This window comes from Streptomyces sp. NPDC001709, assembly GCF_053596375.1.
Window position 1 is genome coordinate 124,795 of record NZ_JBSFGB010000012.1, and the last position, 18,516, is coordinate 143,310.

Genomic DNA, 18,516 nt, shown 5'->3' on the forward strand with positions numbered 1-18,516 from the left:
ATGACCACCTCCGCAACGTCATCGGCCCCGGCCGGGACCCTGGATGCGGACGAGCTGACGCTGCTACGCGTAGGGGTCCGCGCCGGGGCCGCCGTCGTCCACCTCCAGCTTGCCTTCGTCCCCGACCGCGGACGCCTCGAAGCCGCCTACCGTGCCGCTGCCACGGATATGCCCGGGCTGCGCAAGGCGCTGACCCTGTGCGAGACCACGCCTGTGTGGCGGTTCATGGACGAGCCGCCGCCCCTGAACGTCCACGACCTCGGCGATGCACCAGCGGAATCCCTGACGAAGACCGTCGGCGCGCTGGCCACGGCCTGGGGGAGCGGGGTCACCCAGCTGGACCCCGACCCCGAGACACTGTCGCCAGCCGTACGCCTCGGACTGATCACCGGCACCGGTGTCGCCGCCCTCCTGCTGGTCCACAACCCGGCCGCACTGACCCTGGGACAGCAGACCCAGGCGCTGGCCGCGGTCCTGCACCGCTACCACCAGCAGGCCGCCGCCGTACCCCACCTGAACACAGCCGATCTGACCCTGCCGTCCGCCGTGCCGCCTGTAGCAGTAGCGGAGGTACAGGACGGGGCGCAGCAGCCCCGGTTCTGGATCACCGAGCCCACTCTGCCCGGCAGCGACACAGCCGCATCCCCTCCGGGTGAACCAGTCCAGGTCCGGGTGCCGGCCGACACCGGCCACTCGCTGGACTCCTTGATCAGCGCCCACCTCGCAGCGGTACGTATCGCCACCGGCCGCCCGGCCCCGACCGTCGCCGTCCAACTGAGCAGCCGCCACCGCCTGATCGTGACCAGCGTCCCCGCGCCGCCGACCGAGAGCACTGGCCGCCCCGACGGCGAGCAGCCCGGTGCTGGCCGCGCCCTGCTCGCTGCGGTGCCCTCGGCCACCCTCTACGAGATCGCTCGGACGCTCGGCGTGGTGGACGTCCTGGACACCCAGGTCCTCGTCGACGCACACGGGCCCGCCGCAGACCTGGCCGACCCCGAAACCAGCGAGCTCATCCCGCTGGGAGGCACCGCGCTCGGACCGGCCACCACCCACCCGGCGGACGCAACGGTGCTGCTGCACCTGATCCACTGCCCCAGCACCGGAAGCACCGAGCTGCAGCTCGTCTCCACGCGCCTGAACCCCGCGCAGATGCGGGCACTGGACGAGGTTCACCAAAACGCCCTGGCACTGCCGCCCCACTCCGCGGAGCGACGGGTCCTGACGCGGCCGCACGAGAACCTGACGATGGTCGCCTGGCAGGGGCCGCAGTGTGGCTGGGACCTTCAGACTCCGCTGCATCAGCTCTTACAGGACCAAGCCCGCCGGACGCCCGACCACGTCGCCGTTCAAGACCTGGACCAGCAGTTGACGTTCCGCGACCTGGACGAACGCGCTACCCGAGTTGCGGGCCGGCTCGCCCGGCTCGGCATAGGCCCCGGGGTGATCGTCGCGGTCCGGGCTCGCCGGAACGCGGACCTGCTGGTGGCCTTCGTCGCGGTAATGAAGGCCGGCGCGGCCTACCTCCCGCTGGATCCGCTCGCGCCGGGGAGCCGGACCGTGCACATGCTGCATGACGCGAAGGTCACCCTGGTGCTCAGCGACGCCACCTACGCCGCCAGCACCCCGGAAGGCCCGTGGACAGCCTTGGAAATCCGAGGCATGGCCAGTGGCGACACCGAGCCCGACACGCTGACGGAGCTTCCGGAAGTCACCGGTGACGACCTGGCCTACGTCATCTACACCTCTGGGTCCACCGGTCTGCCCAAGGGTGTCGAGGTGCCACACCGCGGCCTGGTGAACTACCTGCACTGGTGCGTCGAGCAGTACATCGGCGAGCGCACCGGCGGCGGCGCGGTGTTCTCCAGCGTCGCCTACGACATGGTCGTGCCGAACCTGTACGCGCCACTGCTCGCCGGGCAGCGCGTTCTGATGATCCCGGAGAGAGCCGACCTCTTCCAGATCACCGAGGCGCTGGCGGAAAACGCTCCGTTCGCATTCTTGAAACTGACTCCCGGACAGCTCGACGCGCTGGCCGAGCTCCTCACCGCGGACCAGGCCAAGGCACTGACCGGCATGCTGGCGGTGGGCGCGGACGCGTTCACGACCCGCACCCTGGCGCACTGGCGCGACCGGGAACCGACCCGGCACGCACGGATCCTGAACGAATACGGGCCCACCGAAGCGTCCGTCGGCAACAGCGTCCACAGGATCGACGACACCGTCGATCTCGGCGTGGAACTCATCCCCATCGGCCGCCCGATCACCAACACCACCATGTACGTCCTCGACGAGGACCAGCAGCCAGCACCTGTCGGTGTCCCCGGCGAGCTGTACATCGGGGGCGCCTGCGTGGTCCGCGGCTACCGCGGTCGGCCAGAGCTGACCGCCGAGAGGTTCCTGATCGACCCGTTCGCAGCAGACCCGGCTGCCCGGATGTACCGCACTGGCGACATCGGCCGCTGGCAGCCCGGCGGGAGCATCGAGTTCCTGGGTCGCCGGGACCAGCAGGTGAAGATCCGCGGATACCGCGTCGAACCCGCCGAGGTAGAGGCCGCGCTTACCAGCCACCCGCAGGTCACCGAGGCCGTCGTCACGGCGGTCGGCAGCCGCCGCGAACTCCTGGCCTTGGCCGGCTACTACGTCGCCACCGCGCCGGTCGACAGCGGCGAGATGCGCCAGCACCTGGCCCCGCGGCTGCCCGACCACCTGGTCCCCACCCACCTGATTCCCATCCCCGCCGTCCCACTCAACGCCAACGGCAAGGTCGACCGCTCCGCGCTCCCGGCACCCGGAAGCGCCAGGCACCACGCCACCGAACAGGCGTCTGTGGACAACGCCATCGGACGGCAGGTGACCGATGCCCTGGGCCTGAAGCCGACCGCCGACGCCGCGAGCGAGTTGCCCAGCACGCTGGCCTGGACGACCGGTGCCGCCCTCGTGCTCGCCCGCACCCTCTCCCTGCCCACCTGGGTCGCTCTGAATGCCGTCGACCTGTCGCCGCGTCTGGGGTTGCTGTGCGTTCACGCAGCCCAGGCCCACCAGCTACACCACGCGGCCGCGCCGACAGCACCGGAAGGAGAGGCGAACTGATGCCCGCCCAGCCCGTGAACCGGGATCGGCTCCTGCGCCGCCTCACGGAGCTCGCCCAGATCGGCCGGTCCGAGAGTGGCGGTGTGACCCGCCCCGGCTTCAGCCCTGCGGACCTCGAAGCACGCCGCTACATGGTCCGAGAAACCGAGAACTCCGGTCTCCCCACCGCCGTGGATGCTGCCGGGAATCTGTGGCTCGGGGCGCGCCCGCGCCCCGGCACGACCACGCTGGTTCTGGGCTCGCACCTGGACACCGTCGTCAACGCGGGTCCGCTGGACGGGGTCTACGGGGTGGTCTCCGCCCTGGAAGCCGTCGAGAACCTCACCTCCCTCGACCTCGCGCACCCGGTCACCGCGGTCGCCTTCGCCAACGAGGAAGGGGCGCTGCACCCACAGCCGTTCTGGGGATCGCTGGCCGCCAGTGGGCAGCTGCCAACGCCCGCCGCAGCGCCCACCGCCTACGACGGCACCCTCCTGGGGGACGCGGTCACCCGGGCCGGCGGCAACCTCGACGCCATCGACCAGGCCCGCCTGGACCCCCATCAGCTCCTGGCCTACCTCGAACTGCACATCGAGCAGGGCCCGGTCCTGGAACGCGAACGCATCCCCATCGGCATCGTCGACGCCATCGTGGGACGTATCCAGCTCGAAGTCGAGCTCATGGGCGCGGCCGCCCACGCCGGCACCACCCCGATGCCCGGCCGCTCCGATGCGCTCGCCGCCGCCGCGGAGATCGTCCTCGCTGTCGAAGGTCTGCCCGCCGCCAGCTGGTGCCAGGTGGCCACAGTCGGCCGGCTCGAGGCCGCGCCCAACTCGCCGAACACCATCGCGGGCCTCGTGCGCCTGACCGTCGATGTGCGCGATGCCGATGAAGCGCAGCTGCACCAGGCGGCCGATGAGGCCGTGCGCCGAATCGAGAGCATCGCGCAGCGCCGCACGGTGAAGGCCTCGTGTACCCGAGCCGCATCCTCAAAGCCAGTGCTCACCGACGTCGCCCTGCGCCGGTCGATCGCCGCGGCGGCCGCCCGGCGCGCGGTGCCGACGCTGCACCTCACCAGCGGAGCCGGGCACGACGCTCAGATGATGGCGGCCGTCACCCCTGCCGCGATGATCTTCGTGCCCAGCATCGGTGGCGTCAGCCATGTCCCGCACGAGGACACCAGCCCCGATGACCTGGTGTTGGGCGCACAGATGCTCCAGGACACAGCGCTCGCGCTCACCTCACACCCGGGGAGCCTTGCATGACCATCCCGTGCACCCTCACCGCATCGACATCCGTCCCGCTCGCCACCTGGACCCGCCAGCACGCGGACCAGGTAGAGCAGGCGCTCGCCGCCACCGGCGCGGTCCTGCTGCGCGGGTTCACCGTGAGCGGCCCGCAGGAGTTCAGGCACGCCGTCCGCCCCTTCCTCGGCGACCTCCTGCCCTACGTCCACGGTGCCTCCCCGCGCACGCACGTCACCGACGGCGTCTACACCAGCACCGAATGGGACAGCACCCAGGACATTCCGCCGCACCACGAGCTCGCCTACAGCCCGTTGTGGCCGACCCGGATCGCGTTCTACTGCGCGCAGCCGCCGGCCCTCGGCCAGGGCGGACAGACCCCGCTCGTCGACGGCCGCACCGTCTTCGCCCGCGTCACCGCCTCCGCGGGCGAGATCCCCGACCAGGTCACCTACATCCGGCACCAGACAGGCGCAGACGGGCCCGGCATCAGCTGGCGGCAGTCGTTCGGCTCCGACGACAAAGACGAGGTCAGCCGCTACTGCGTTGAGCACGGCATCGACCACGCCTGGCTGCCCGACGACACCCTGCGCACCGCCCAGAGCATGCCGACCGCGATCCACCACCCAGTCACCGGCGAGCCGGTGTGGTTCAACCAGATGCACCTGTGGCACGCCTCCCACGGCGGGCCCGACCGCGAGGAGCTGTGGCGGGACCTGTTCGGCGACCAGATGCCGATGCACGCGCGCACCGGCGCCGACGCGGAGATCCCCGCCGAACTGCTCACCCTGACCCGCACCGCCCTGCGCGAGGAGGCCCACCAGTTCGACTGGCAGCTCGGCGACGTCCTGCTGCTGGACAACATGCTGACCGCCCACGGCCGCCGAGCCTTCCACGGCGAGCGCACCATCTTGGTCGCGATGGGCGGGCCGGTCACCGTCACCGATGTCAAGGCGGTGACGTTCCATGCCTGACCGCGCCCCCACCGACCTGATCGCCGCGCTACAGACCGTCGCCCGCGCCCAGCCCGAGGCCTCCGCGCTGGGGCTGCCCGGCGACCAGCTGACCTACCGCCAGATGACCGACCGCATCCGCGAACACGCCGATACGCTGCGCCAGCAGGGATTGGCCCCCGGCGCCCTGGTCGGCGTGGACGTCTCACGGTCCGTGCCCGCGCTCCTAGATCTGCTGGCCGTCATGGCCTGCGGGTGCGCCTACCTCCCGCTCGACCCCGCGCACGACCCGGAGCAGATCACAGGCCGGGCCAAGCCGCACCTCCTCCTCCACGACGCCACCCTCGTCCCGTTCGCGCCCGACGAGGCCCCGATCACCGACGGCATCGCCTACGTCATGCCGACGTCCGGCACGGCCGCGGCCTCGAAACTGGTGGAGGTCCCGCACCAAGCGGTCCTGCACAACCTCGCGGCCCTGAACCAGCTCACCGAGATCACCCCCGAGGACCACTGCCTGCTCCTGGCACCCCTCAGCTTCTCCTCCTCAGTCCGGCAACTGTTCCTGCCCCTGCTCCACGGCGCGAGCGTCGTCGTCGCCGACGAGACGCACCGCCACGACCCCGATGCCCTGCTCACGCTCATCGCCACCGAACAGGTCACCAGCCTCGACACTGTGCCGTCTCTTCTGGCCCTGCTGGCCGACACCCAGCCGCCGGCCGCGCTCGCCGCGACCCGCCTGCGCCGGATCATGGCCGCCAGCGAACCCATCTCCGCCGCCCTCGCCCGGCGCTGGACCACGCTTCTGCCCGATTCCCGGTTCTTCGCGATGTACGGGCTGACCGAGACCGCCGGTATCGTCGCAGCGCATCTGGTGACCGCCTCGGTCCTGCCCGGAGACGGCTACCTTCCAATCGGCGACCCGCTGCCCGGCACCCACGTCGCGCTCCACCCCCAGCAGGAGGAGCCCGGCGACGAACAGAGCGAGGTGTTGGCCGTGTCCGGCCCCGGACTGGCCCGCGGCTACCGCTATCAACAAGGCGAGCAGGACGCCCGGTTCATGACCCGGAAGGGCCGCCGCTGGCATCTCACCGGCGACCTCGCTCGCGTCGACGACGCCGGCCGCATCGTGCTGACCGGCCGCGCCGACCGACAGGTCAAGGTGGCAGGGCAACTGGTCGACCTGAACGCGGTCGAGACAGCTCTGCGCACCCATCCGGCCGTCCTGGAGGCCGTCGCAGTCCCGCTCACCGCCCCCGACCAGGACCCGCGCATCCACGCCGCCGTCCAGATGCGCCCCGGACTCCTGATCGACGGCACTGCCTACCCGCCGCGCCACCTCGAAGCGCAACTGCGCGTCCTCGAGGCCAACCCGCCCGAAACCACGCACATGTACCAGGAGATCTACCAACACCGCGTGTATGAGCGGCACGGCATCGTCGTGCCGAGCGGCGCCACCGTCGTCGATGCCGGGGCGAACATCGGGCTGTTCTCCCTGTCCGTGGCTCAGCGTGCCGCCCGGGTCCTCGCCTTCGAACCGTGCCCGCCCACCTACCAGCTGTGCGCCGCCAACCTGCAGCTGAACGCGGCCGCAACCGTGCAGCTCCACGACGCTGCCCTCGGCAGCCGCACCGGGACCGCCGAGATCACCTGGTACCCGGGGGCGACCGGGTTGTCCACCCTCCACCCCGACCCCGGTGCCGAGGCCGCCACCTTGCACGCCATCGCCCGCCGCGAAATCGAGACGGGCGCGGTGGACGACGCCGAGGCGTGGCGCGAGCAAGCCGCCGAAATCATCGAGGGGAAGCTGCGCGGCCGCCTGTTCCCCTGCCGGGTCCTGCGCCTGTCCGACGTGCTCGACATGGCCGGGGTGAGCGACGTCGACGTGCTGAAGATCGACGTGCAGAAGGCCGAGGCCAACGTCCTCGCCGGCATCGACGAGCGCCACTGGCCGCGCATTCACCAAATCGTCGCAGAGGTCCACGACATCGACGGCCGGCTCGCCGAACTCGTACACCAGCTCCAGACCCGCGGCTTCCGCACGGTCACCGAAGCCGATCCCATGTCACGGGGCGCCGGTCTGCACTACCTGTACGCCCGGCGCCCCGACTACGCCGAGAGCCCCGCCTCACTGGCCGCTGCCCCGGGAACGCTCCGCGAGACCGTCCTCATCGACGAGCGCGACCTGGTCGCCTGGGTGGACAGCCGCCTGCCGCCCACCCATCGCCCAGCCGCCGTCACTGGGCTGGCCCGGATGCCGCGCACCCCCAGCGGAAAGCCCGACCGCCGAGCGGTGGCACGCCTACTCGCCGCTTCTCCCGCTGCCGGACAGAGCGCGGCCGGTCACCACAATGCCGACGACCCGCAGTTCCAGGCGGTCGCGGCCCTGTGGTCCGAGATCCTCGGCCGCCCGGTTACCTCGGGGCAGCACTTCTTCCTCAGCGGCGGCACCTCTCTGTCTGCGGCTCGTGTCGTCAGCCGACTGCGCCGCAGCGGGCACCCGCAGCTGAGCGTGCGCGCCCTGTTCGACCACCCCGTCCTCGACGCGTTCTGCGCCGCGCTCACCCGTTCCCAGGAGGACACCGCCCCATGACGGCCTTAGCCACCAACCCGCCGTATGCCAGGTGCCGCCCTCTCACCGCCGGCCAGCAAGGCATGCTGCTGCAGACCGCCGCGAGCGGACCAGTCGCCCTCAACGTGCCGACCGCCGTACACCTGACCGGAGCCCTCGACATACCCGCTCTCCGGCGGGCCCTGGACTGCATCGCCGAGCGGCACGACGTGCTGCGCACCACCTTTCCCGCCATCGGGCCGTCGTCGCCCGAACCGGACCAGCTGCCCGCACAGCTGGTCCACCCGGCGAGCCCGGTGCCGCTGCCCGTGGTCGACCTCGAGCCTGTCCCGGCCGCCGAGAGGCCGGCTGCGGCCCACAGCATCATCGAAGCCGAGGCCGCGCGCCCCTTCGACGTCGCCGGCGAGCCCGGATTCAAGGTCATGCTGCTGCGCCTGAGCGCTGACGAGCACGTGCTGTTCTGGCTGATGAGCCACCTGGTGTGCGACGGCTGGTCGAAGTCCGTCTTCGCCCGGGAACTGTCCGCCCTCTACACCGCCCACATCACCGGTGCCACCGCGGACATACCGAAACTGTCTGTGGACTTCGGCGACTACGTCACAGAGACCCGGGACCGGCCGCGCATCGCCACGGATCTGGCGTACTGGCGCGAGCAGCTGCGCGGCGTCGCAGACCAGCCCCCGTTACTGGCGGCCGAGGAGACCGACGATCCGCCGGGCAGCGCCCGAGAGATCCAGATCCCGTCCGTCGGCGTGTCCCACAGTCAGCTTCTCGAGCTCGCCCAACGCACCGGCTCCACCGAGTTCATCGTGCTGCACGCGGCGTTCGCCGCTGCCATGTGCACCGCGCTGGGCCGCCGGGATCTGATCGTCAACACGCCGCGAGGCGACCGTCCCACAGCCGACTTCGAGAACCTCATCGGATTCTTCGTCAACGTCCTGCCGATCCGCAGCCGCATCGACCCCACCATCACCTTCACCGCACTCATCAGGCAGGTCCGCGAAGAGGTCATCGACGCGCTCGACCACGCGGACGCACCCATCGCCGAGATCGCCGCGCAACTCGCCGCCGACCACGCCGGCCGCATCGGCCCGCTGACGCACCTCTCCTTCGCCTACGACAATCTCCCCGCCGCCGACCTCAGCCTCCACGCCCTCAGCGCGGCGCCCTGGCCCATCGACCGCGCCGACACCAGGTACCCGTTTGAGCTGCACCTGTGGCCCAGCAACCAGATGATCGCGTGCCGGGCCACCTACCGAGCCGATCAGCTCACCGCCGCCACCGCCCACCACCTCCTCGACCATTTCCAGGCCGTCCTCACCGCGGTGATCGGCGAACCGGACACCCCCCTCAACCAGCTCCCGAGCTCCGCCCTCCCCCACAGCCGACAGCCCGCCAGCCAGGTGGCATCGGACGAGCTCACCCCCACCGAGCAGCGCCTGGCGGAGGTGTGGACCGAACTGCTAGGCACCGACGGCATCAGCGCCGACAGCCACTTCTTCAACATCGGCGGAAGCTCCCTGCTCGCGGCGCTCCTGGTCGCAGCCATCAGGGAGACCTTCGCCGCGCAGATCCATCCCCGCGACCTCTACCAGGCCCCCACCCTGCGAACCCTCGCAGCCCTCATCGACGACCACACCGCGCCGGCGACGCCGGGCCAGCGCTGACGAAAGGGAACACCGTGACCGCCACCGGACAGACCACCACCGCCCACCCGCGCCTGACCCGCTACCTGGACGGCTACCAGCGGGTCATCGGCGCTGACATCCCCGCCGGTGCCGCCGAGCTCCTCTCCGCCCTGGACCGCCTGACCTTGCACGACGACCCGTTCCCGTTCGCCACCGTCGACGACTTCCTGCCCGAGGACCTCTACCGCAGTGTCCTGGCGAATTGGCCCTCCCAGTCCGGCTTCGACCCGGTCGCCCGGTTCGTGGAAGGCCAGCCCAAGGGCTACCTCGGCAACCGCAAGGAACGCATCATCGAGAACTTCGCGGGCAGCGACGCGCCGATGGCCACCGGGACGTGGAACCGGACCCGCCTGGCGCTGCGTCACCCCGAGTTCGTCCGGTCGCTGTTCGAGCGATTCGCGGGCCCCCTGGAGGAACACCTGGGCCTGGACCGGCTCCGGGACCGGGACCAGCCCAACTTCAAGCTCTACGCCAACCAGGACACCGGCGCCACCGAGGCGCTCGGCGCGCACCTGGACGCCGCACCGAAGCTCCTGACGATCGTGGTCTACCTCCAGCTCGAGGGCGACACCGACCAGACCAGCGTCGACCGCTACGGGACCGCACTGTACGAGTGCCGCGCCGGGGAACACGACTTCCTGAACTTCAGCCCCAACGCCGCGCACCGCACGGCCCACCAGGTGCAGTTCGCCCCGAACCGGGCGTTCATCATGCCCAACTCGCCCGTCTCGCTCCACGGTGTCGCCGGCAGCCAGGACGGCGTCCTGCGCAAGACCCTGATGACCGGCTACTGGGCCAACAAGCGGTGATCCCGCCGGCGGCCCCGGGGCGCGGCTCGCGGCACCCCTGGCATCTACCGGCGCAATCCACCGGCCTACCAGCGCGGGATCGAGGATCCAGGTGACACAGGCACGCACCCTCTCCGCTCCGCAGGAGGCCATCCTCGAAGCCGGCACCAGCAATCCGGACCCCGCCGCCTACACCATGGTCAACGCGATCACCGTCGACGGTGTCCCAACGAGGTCGCTGCGGCAAGCCGCGATTGACACCGCCGCCCGGCACGACGCCCTGCACTGGATCCTCGACCTCGACGACCGCTACCGAATCAGCGCCAGGGCCGGGCTGGGCCCGGCGCTGGTACCTGCCGAAGAGACCGACCTGCGCTCTCTTGCCCCTGCCGACGCCATCGGAACGGTCGAAGCCTGGATGGCCACCCAGCGGGCCGCCGCCTACGACCTCTGGGGCAGCGGCCCCCGCCTCAGATTCCATCTCTTCCGCCTCCCTCACACCCCCGCCGGCCCCAGTACCGTCTGTGCCCTGACGACGCACCACCTGTACACCGACGAGCACGCACTTCAACTGCTGTGGACCGAGATCGTGCGCCGCGCCAGCACCCCGACAGCATCGGCGCCCACCAGCCCCGACCTGCGCTACAGCAGATGGGCCGAGGACAGCACCAGTCCCGCGGCGGCCACCAGCGCTCGCACGGCCGCCGAAGCCGTCGCGCAGCGCTGCCAAGCGCACGAAACCCGCCCCTACCCCGAGTACCTCGAACGGCCTCAGGCTCCAGACTCCTATGGCCAACAAGCTCGCGCTCTCGGCCCAGTGGACACCGCCAAGGTGTCTGCGCGCCTGAGCGTCGGCTCAGCCGCGGTCTACGTAGCAGCCGTCGCCCAGGCCGTGGCCGAGCAAACCGGGCACGGACGCATCGTGCTCCACATGCCGATGAGCCTGCGACGGACAGCCGCCGAGGCCGGCATTGTCGGCTGCTTCGTCGCCTCCGCCCTCCTGCCCATTAGTGTCGAGCCCACCGGCGACCGCCTCGTTCAGCACTGTCAACAGGCCCTCGACTTCGCCTCCCGGCACGCCCACGCCCGATCGGGACTGCTCAGCCGCTCCCTCGGACGGCCGCAGATCTCCCTGGCCATCGAGCAACCAGCCACCGCCCGCCGACTGGGCCCGGTGACCTGGAGCAGCTTCGCCGCACCGAATGCAGGACCGAAATACCCGCTGAGCCTGCAACTGTCCTCCTCGGCCACCGGCCCAGGACGCCTGCGGGCGTCCTGGACACCCGCCACCCTCACCCAAATGCAGGCCAGTGACCTGCTGGAACGCACCATCGGCCACCTGAACCGTCTGACCGCGAAGGGATGAGAGCACGCCCATGGACCGGACCGACACGCGGCAGGACCCGCCCGCAGACGACCTCGCGTGGCTGCTGGACGCTTGCGCGGCCATCACCGACCAGCCCGTCGACACAGACGCCAACTTGTTCGAACAGGGCCTGACCAGCCTCGGCGTGGTCAGGCTCTCCGGCGCGATCCAGCGCCGTCACGGCCTGCGCCTGGGCGCCGTCGACCTCCACGACCACCCCACCGTCACGCAACTGTCCGCGTTGATCGCGGGCCGGAAGGAATCCGGTGTCTGAGCTCGTGGCCCACCCCGCGCAGATGTCTTTGCTCGCGGCCCGGCGGCTCGGCAACCCTACGGCGAACTCGGGTCGGATCTTCCGCCTGGACGGGCCCCTCGACCAGGACCGCCTCGCCGATGCCTACCGCGCCGCCGCCCAAGAACACGACGCGTTGCGACTGCACCTGTCCGACCGAGACACCTGGCAGACCGGCTCCCAGGCCCGCATCGACGTACGGCTCCTCGACCAGCGGCGGAACGGTCAGCCCGTCAAACCGACGATGAAAGCCATCCTCGACGACTTCCACCAAGAACTCGGCCGCCGCTACGACCTCGCTCACGGCCTGATCGGCCACATCACTGTGCACCGCGTCGCTGAACACACCTGGGTGGTCACCGAAATCATCGACCACGCCTTGGTGGACGGCCGCTCCATGAAGCTGCTGTTCAACACCGTGGCCGCAATCTACCGCGGCGACCAGTACGACCTTCCCGGTTCCTTCGCCCAGGCCCTCGCCGCCCACGCACCCAACGAAGCGGCCGGCACCTACTGGCGCCGCCGGTACGCAAACTTCACCGCTGCTCCGCCAGCCCGGCTCTTGCCCGATCCGGAGCCGGTGCAGACCGTGCCACGGCTCCGTCTGCACCTGGCACCTGCTCAGACAGACGCCCTCGGCCACGCCGCCCGAGCATCGCGCGCCACCGTGCCCGCTGTCCTGCTGGCAGCCCACGCCCACACTACGGCCCGTCTCCAGGGAACCGGCGACCTGAGCGTCCACGTGGCCGTCGACACCCGCACCGACGAGCACCTCGACACCGTCGGCCAGTTCGCTCACCTGCTCCCGCTCCGGCTGGCCATGCCCTGGCACGCCCAACTGCCGGAATACATCCGGCTGACGCACCGCGCCATCCTGGAGGCACGCGACCACGTCATGGTGACTCCCGACCAGTTGCACGACGCCGGAGCCCCCACTCTGGCCGCCCCCGGCGCCACCGCGTTCGTCATGCAGGCGGTCGCCCCACCCGGTGACCCGTCCCTGCCCGGCATCACCCTCTCCCCGATCACGGCCGACAGCACGCCCCAAGGCGCGGAGCTCAGCACCGTCGTGCGCACGCTGGACGACGGATCCACAACCGTCGAGCTGACCGGCCGCGCCACCGACCCGCTCGCCGCCGACCTCGACCGGTGGGCCGACACTTTCCGCCAGTTCCTCCACACACTCGCCGAACAGCCGGACACCCCGCTCTGCTCCGACCAACTGCTCAGCCCGAGCGACCGCGCCAGCGTCCAGGACCTCGCCACCCCGGCACCCCGCTACACCGGCCCACCGCTACACGAGGCTGCTGTCCGGCAACTGAGCCGGACCGACCGGACCGTAATCCTGGACACGGACACCGCCTGCACCGGCCCGCAACTGCTCAGACTGACCACCGCCACCGCCGAGGCGCTGCAGCATGCGGGCGCGAGGAAGGGAAGCGAGGTCCTCGTCGGCGGTATCCGCCTCGCCGACCGCGCCGCGGCCTGGCTGGCCTGCCTGCAACTGGGCTGCACCTACATCCCCCAAGTCGGCGACACTCCACTCGACCGGCCCGCCGCGCTGCGTTTGGACCCCGCTGGCGTCCACCCCGCATTGCTTCGTCCCACCGCGGGCCAGGACGGCCTGCCGGACCCGCCCGCCTACGTGATCCACACCTCCGGGTCCACCGGCCGCCCGAAAGGCGTCGCAGTCGGCCTTGCCGCGCTCACCAACCTCATTCACGGAGAACAGGACCGGTTCGGCCTCGACGCCACCAGCCGCGTGCTGCTGGTCGCCCCGCCGACCGTCGACCCCTGGATCTGCCACGTGACGACGGCGCTGGTCCTGGGAGCGACCCTGATCCAGGGCCATCCCCTCGGAACCATGCCGCTGACCGAACAGTTGCGACACCATCGCATCACCCACGCCTTCCTCCCGGCTGGCCTACTCCGAAGCCTCGATGGCGACGTTCACCTGCCCGATCTGAGGGTGATCGCCTCCGCCGGGGACGGCTGCCGCAGCACCGACCTCGAGCGGTTCGCCCCGGCCCGCACGTTCAACATCTACGGGCCCACCGAAGCGACCGTCACCGCGACCGTTCATGAGTCCACCCCTGGAGCCGGCGACCCAGTGCCCATCGGCAGGCCCATCCGCGGTCTGGCCGCCCGAATTGTCATCGACCGGGCAGCCACTGTCCCTCCCGGAACCCCCGGCGAGCTGGCGCTGACCGGCATCGGCCTCGCCGAGGGCTACCTGAACCAGCCCGACCTGACCGCCGATGCCTTTCACCCACTGCCGGACGCCGCCGGCCGCTGGTACTTCACCGGCGACCGCGCCATACACACCGCCGCCGGACTGGTCCACCTCGGCCGCACCGACCGTCAGGTCAAGATCCGCGGCCACCGAGTGGAACTGGACGCCCTTGAGAACCAGGCCACCCGAACCGGCCTATGCACAGCCGCACGTGCCCTGACACACCGCCACGACGACGCCGTGCGGCTGCTGCTCTTCGTGGAGGGCTGCCCCGACGCCCAGCAACTGATTGCCCGGCTCCGGCAGACGCTCCCGCCGACCCACTGGCCCCACCAGGTCCACCAGGTCGACCGGATCCCCACCCGCCCCACCGGAAAGCCCGACGACGACGCCCTCGCCGACCTCGCCACACCGCCTACGCCCTCGTCCGCCCGACTCGGAGCCGAGGACACGGTGCTCGGCCGGCTCTGGAGTGAACTGCTGGGCACCACGCCGACCCCAGACAACCACTTCTTCCACGACGGGGGAGACTCCCTCACCGTCCTGCACCTGCTGACCCGACTACGCCAGGCCGGACTCCAGCTCACCTCCGCCGACGTGTACGAGGCCCCCTACTACCGCGACCTCGAACACCGGCTCGCTCGCGACCGCGCCCAAAGCACCGCCCGGCACGCGAGCACGCGGTTTCCACTCACCCCTACCGGTCGGTGGATGCACCAGCTAAAGATCCCCGCCTGGCGGCGATGGACCCTCCGCCACAGCATCACCTTCGACCGCATGCCCCCCGTTGCGCAACTCGCCTCCGCGCTGGAACACCTCGTCGAGAGCACTCCGGCGCTGCGCTGCCGCACCGACTGGTGCGAGCAGTTCCTCACCGTGGCGTCTCCGTACCAGCCGCTCGTCGCCGCTGTGGCCGAGGGCGCCCCCGATCGGGACCTGCGACAGACGCTGGCCAGGGCCCAGCGCGCTGTGGACCCGGTCACCGGACGCATGCTCGCCGCGGTCGCAGTCCAGCGGGACGACGGATCGGGACGTCTCATCCTCTTCGGTCACCACCTTGCCGTCGACCCCTGGTCCTGGGCCGTGATCGGCCGACGGCTGGCCCTCACCCTGGACGGTGCCAGCCTTTCCGAGGACCACGCTTACCAGCAACTCGCCGAGCTGACCGAGCAGCAGACCGCCGCCCGTCACTTCGACGCCGAGGCCGGGCTATGGCGCGCGGTATTGGCCGGGGGGATCACCGCGCCCCAGACCCCGCTCGTCTCCCGGCTGCGGCAGACCAGCATCACGTTGCCGCCCCTGAGCGAGCTCACCCGGCGCTGGCAACACAGCCCGGCCGCGTATCTCCTCGCCGCGATCGGGCAGGCGCTGGGGCACCACAACGGGGGACAGCCCACCGTCATCGACCTGGAACGCAACGGGCGCAGCCATCCAGAGCTTGATCTGAGCGACGCCGTCGGCTGGTTCGGTCTCCATCATCCCGTCCTCGCGCCCTGCCTGCCCACGGCCGAGGCGATCGAGCACCTGGCGCTGGAGCTTGCCGACGTCCCGGATCAGGGCGCCGGCTACGGCGCCCTACGCTGGAGAGGCCGGGCCCACTTCGGATCAGCGGTCGGTCACATCGCCGTCGACGTCCAGGACGCCGGCGCAGCGCCGGACGCACTGGAGCGCCGAATCCAGGCGCTTGCCCCCGCCAACCCGGCGCTGCTCACCCCATACCCCCTCGCACTGACCTTCCGTGCTGGCACGGAGGGAACCGCCGCAACGCTGAGATACGAGGACACCACTTCCCCTCAGCAGGCCGCCAGCATCCTCGCGGCCGTCAGCGCGGCACTCAGCACGCCAGATGCCCTGAGGCCCACGCGCCCGACCGCGCGGCAGCAGCGATTGCTGCGAGCTCCCACGGGCGCCATGCAGCAGATGATGCTTCACTTCGGCGCCTGCGGTCAGAAGGCGGGGATCTACCTACCGCGACAGCTGCTCCACCTCGCTGTACCTGCCAGCGAGCGGGAGCGATTCCTCCAGCGGCTCGAACACTGGCTGGATGGTCTGGACGTCTTCCACCGCCGGTTCCGCACCGAGACGAGCACCGGCACGCTTACCCAGCGATGGATAGCGGGTGCAGGGCCGCATCTGCGGATAGAACCTGGCGATGAGAAGGATGCCCGCGCGTGGATGGCGGCGCCCGCTCACCTCGATGTTCAGCAAGCCGCCCACGGAGCTCAGCTCGCTGCGCTGACCGCCTTCACCGGTGTCGATGGCCTGTTCCTGGGCATGGAGACTCATCACGCGCTGATGGACGGGCATAGCAACCGGCGCTTCCTCCACCAGCTCGCACTGCTGGCAGACGGCAGCCCCGTCCCGCCCGACCCGACTTCCGCCCCTCTCCTCCGGCATCTGGGCCGCGCGACAGCCGCCGGCGCGGCCGGGCACCGACTTCAGCAGCTCGCCTGGACTCCGAAACTGCCTGACGAACACCGCCTCGTGGTGCCCGCGCCGACCGTACGTGCGTGCCGCGCCCGCGCCGCCGCGCAGGGCACCAACCTGCGGGCCTGTCTGGCCGCGCTGACCGGACAGGCCGTCGCTGCCGAGGAGGACACGACGCTCTACCTCGTCGCTAACGGGCGAGACCCCCACATCGCCCACGCCGAGGACGCCTGGGGCATGCTCTGGTACTTCACCGCCGTGCCGGTCCTGCTCGACGACGGTCCGGCCCGCCTCGAGCAGCGGGTCTACGCCAGCGAGGCGGCCCCGCTCGCTGACATTCACGCAGCCGCCTCGACCTGGCGGCAGTGGGACCACGGCTCGGCGGTCTCTTTCAACTTCACCACCGCCCCGCGTACCGCAGGCAGCGGAAGCAGGGTGACAGTCCTGCAGTCCCGCGACCGGTTTCACTGGCCCCGGCAGATCACCGCGGTCCTTCGCGACGACGACCAGGTAGACCTGATGCTGTGCACCCTCGACGGCGCATCCGCTGCCCCGCTGCTTCAGCGCGCAGAGGAGAGCCTGCGGCAGTACACGACCGGGACACCCGAGCCCGTCCGCAGCCCCTGCCTGTAGCCGCAGGCGGCTGCGCACAGCCTCACGCAAATCAGCGATGGGGCGGTCCCACGGCCGTCAGTCGATCAGCCCGGCCCTGCGGCTCTGAGCTCGGGCCAGCCGCCGCCAAGGCCGGGCCAGCCGTAGACCAATGGCAATGTCCCGGTCTGCAGCGTCCAGGTCCAGATCCATGACGGCCAGCGCCGGACGGTCCTCTGCCGGGCAGCGAACGAGCCACCGGCCACCCGGGCCAATGATCCCAGCAGGGGCCGTGGAGCCGAACTGAGCGGGAACCGAGTAGCCGACCCAGTAATTGAAGAGCGTTCCGTATGCCTGAGCGACGACGGCGCGCGCTGCGTCGTCCACCATCACAGACAGCAGGACCACGTCCACATCGAGGGCCTCGTACTGGGCGAACAGCTCGGGAAAGTTCGCCTCGATGCACAGCGCGCAGCCGACCCTCAGCCCGTCGAGCTCGAATACCACCGGCTCGCTACCGGGGGAGTACAGGCGGGTGGCTTCGGTGTGCGAGAGGATCCGCTTGTCGTACCTGGCCGTGATCTCTCCCTGATCGGATACGACCAACAGAGAGTTTCGCGGGAGCACCGCTGGAGCCAGAGAACGGATGGTGCCGAAGACGACCCATACACCGAGCTCTCTGGACAGCAGCCGGATCGCCTCCTCCTCTTCGCCGATGACATCCCAGGCCGTCTCCGTCCAGCTCACCGTCCCCCCTACCCCCGCCGGCATGGCGTCTGGGTCGGGGTAGACGATCGCCCCCTCGGGGAATTGGACCAGCCTGGCCCCGGCAGCGGCGGCCTCCCGCATCTGCGCGCGGATCCGAGCCCCGCTCGCCCGAAGAAGCGCAGGGTCGGCTGGGTCCTCCGGGACGATGCTCTGCGCCACTGCCAGCCGCAAACGACGAACTGCGCCTGCATGGTGCGGCAGGTCCCATCGTGGCGTCGGTGGCGCGGACAAGCCGACGGTGGAACGGGGCACGGCTGCCTTCCTAGACGTGGGACTGTGACGGAACATGTAGATCGTCACATTGTCTAGCAAATCGGAATTAAGGCGCAATGTGAGAGGTAGTGACTCGGCATCCAAGCGGCCGTCGGGTCACCGATGGAATGGCGACGCCAGCATCCTCCCAGGCCGGAGCGGCTCTGCCGGAATTTGCATGATCACCACATCAACAGATGTGGCGGCTTCGGAGCCTGTGGATGTGTGCGTCGCATCCTGACGGATCGCCAAATCCCGCTAGGCTTGGGACCCTTG

At 70.5% G+C, this 18,516-nt stretch carries 10 protein-coding genes; 9 read left to right on the forward strand and 1 reads right to left on the reverse strand.

The genetic code is table 11. The features are described 5' to 3' along the window. The 9 genes from ACWC0C_RS19515 (at window position 1) to ACWC0C_RS19555 (ending at window position 17,262) form a co-directional block, all read left to right on the forward strand. Entirely contained in the window at window positions 1-3,090 is a 3,090-nt protein-coding gene (locus ACWC0C_RS19515) for an amino acid adenylation domain-containing protein (RefSeq protein WP_450865014.1), read from the forward strand. Then, window positions 3,090-4,334 (forward strand): hydantoinase/carbamoylase family amidase, encoded by a 1,245-nt coding sequence (locus ACWC0C_RS19520; RefSeq protein WP_450865015.1) that lies wholly within the window; start codon window positions 3,090-3,092, stop codon window positions 4,332-4,334. Before ACWC0C_RS19515 ends, ACWC0C_RS19520 begins: the two co-directional genes overlap by 1 nt. Then, window positions 4,331-5,287 (forward strand): TauD/TfdA family dioxygenase, encoded by a 957-nt coding sequence (locus ACWC0C_RS19525; RefSeq protein WP_450865016.1) that lies wholly within the window; start codon window positions 4,331-4,333, stop codon window positions 5,285-5,287. The genes ACWC0C_RS19520 and ACWC0C_RS19525 overlap by 4 nt, the downstream gene beginning before the upstream one ends. Then, window positions 5,280-7,856, forward strand: a complete 2,577-nt coding sequence (locus tag ACWC0C_RS19530; protein ID WP_450865017.1) for an FkbM family methyltransferase — start codon at window positions 5,280-5,282, stop codon at window positions 7,854-7,856. Before ACWC0C_RS19525 ends, ACWC0C_RS19530 begins: the two co-directional genes overlap by 8 nt. Further along, window positions 7,853-9,502: a condensation domain-containing protein gene (locus ACWC0C_RS19535; protein ID WP_450865018.1), complete on the forward strand. Its 1,650-nt coding sequence runs from the start codon at window positions 7,853-7,855 to the stop codon at window positions 9,500-9,502. Before ACWC0C_RS19530 ends, ACWC0C_RS19535 begins: the two co-directional genes overlap by 4 nt. A gap of 14 nt (window positions 9,503-9,516) precedes the next feature. Next, window positions 9,517-10,332 (forward strand): hypothetical protein, encoded by an 816-nt coding sequence (locus ACWC0C_RS19540; RefSeq protein WP_450865019.1) that lies wholly within the window; start codon window positions 9,517-9,519, stop codon window positions 10,330-10,332. Between the two features lie 91 nt (window positions 10,333-10,423). Further along, window positions 10,424-11,677, forward strand: a complete 1,254-nt coding sequence (locus ACWC0C_RS19545; RefSeq protein WP_450865020.1) for a condensation domain-containing protein — start codon at window positions 10,424-10,426, stop codon at window positions 11,675-11,677. A gap of 10 nt (window positions 11,678-11,687) precedes the next feature. Continuing rightward, window positions 11,688-11,951 (forward strand): acyl carrier protein, encoded by a 264-nt coding sequence (locus ACWC0C_RS19550; RefSeq protein WP_450865021.1) that lies wholly within the window; start codon window positions 11,688-11,690, stop codon window positions 11,949-11,951. Then, complete coding sequence (locus ACWC0C_RS19555) at window positions 11,944-17,262, forward strand: condensation domain-containing protein (protein ID WP_450865022.1); 5,319 nt, start codon at window positions 11,944-11,946, stop codon at window positions 17,260-17,262. The genes ACWC0C_RS19550 and ACWC0C_RS19555 overlap by 8 nt, the downstream gene beginning before the upstream one ends. Before the next feature lie 57 nt (window positions 17,263-17,319). On the opposite strand, the gene ACWC0C_RS19560 is transcribed toward ACWC0C_RS19555, so the two are convergent. Then, complete coding sequence (locus tag ACWC0C_RS19560) at window positions 17,320-18,276, reverse strand: carbon-nitrogen hydrolase family protein (RefSeq protein WP_450865106.1); 957 nt, start codon at window positions 18,274-18,276, stop codon at window positions 17,320-17,322. Window positions 18,277-18,516: the final 240 nt, after the last annotated feature.

Bases quoted from the DNA above. Each gene is read 5' to 3' on its own strand.
- ACWC0C_RS19520 (WP_450865015.1), top strand. From the start codon at position 3,090: ATGCCCGCCCAGCCCGTGAACCGGGATCGGCTCCTGCGCCGCCTCACG.
- ACWC0C_RS19550 (WP_450865021.1), top strand. From the start codon at position 11,688: ATGGACCGGACCGACACGCGGCAGGACCCGCCCGCAGACGACCTCGCG.
- ACWC0C_RS19525 (WP_450865016.1), top strand. From the start codon at position 4,331: ATGACCATCCCGTGCACCCTCACCGCATCGACATCCGTCCCGCTCGCC.
- ACWC0C_RS19560 (WP_450865106.1), bottom strand. From the start codon at position 18,276: ATGTTCCGTCACAGTCCCACGTCTAGGAAGGCAGCCGTGCCCCGTTCC.
- ACWC0C_RS19515 (WP_450865014.1), top strand. From the start codon at position 1: ATGACCACCTCCGCAACGTCATCGGCCCCGGCCGGGACCCTGGATGCG.
- ACWC0C_RS19530 (WP_450865017.1), top strand. From the start codon at position 5,280: ATGCCTGACCGCGCCCCCACCGACCTGATCGCCGCGCTACAGACCGTC.
- ACWC0C_RS19535 (WP_450865018.1), top strand. From the start codon at position 7,853: ATGACGGCCTTAGCCACCAACCCGCCGTATGCCAGGTGCCGCCCTCTC.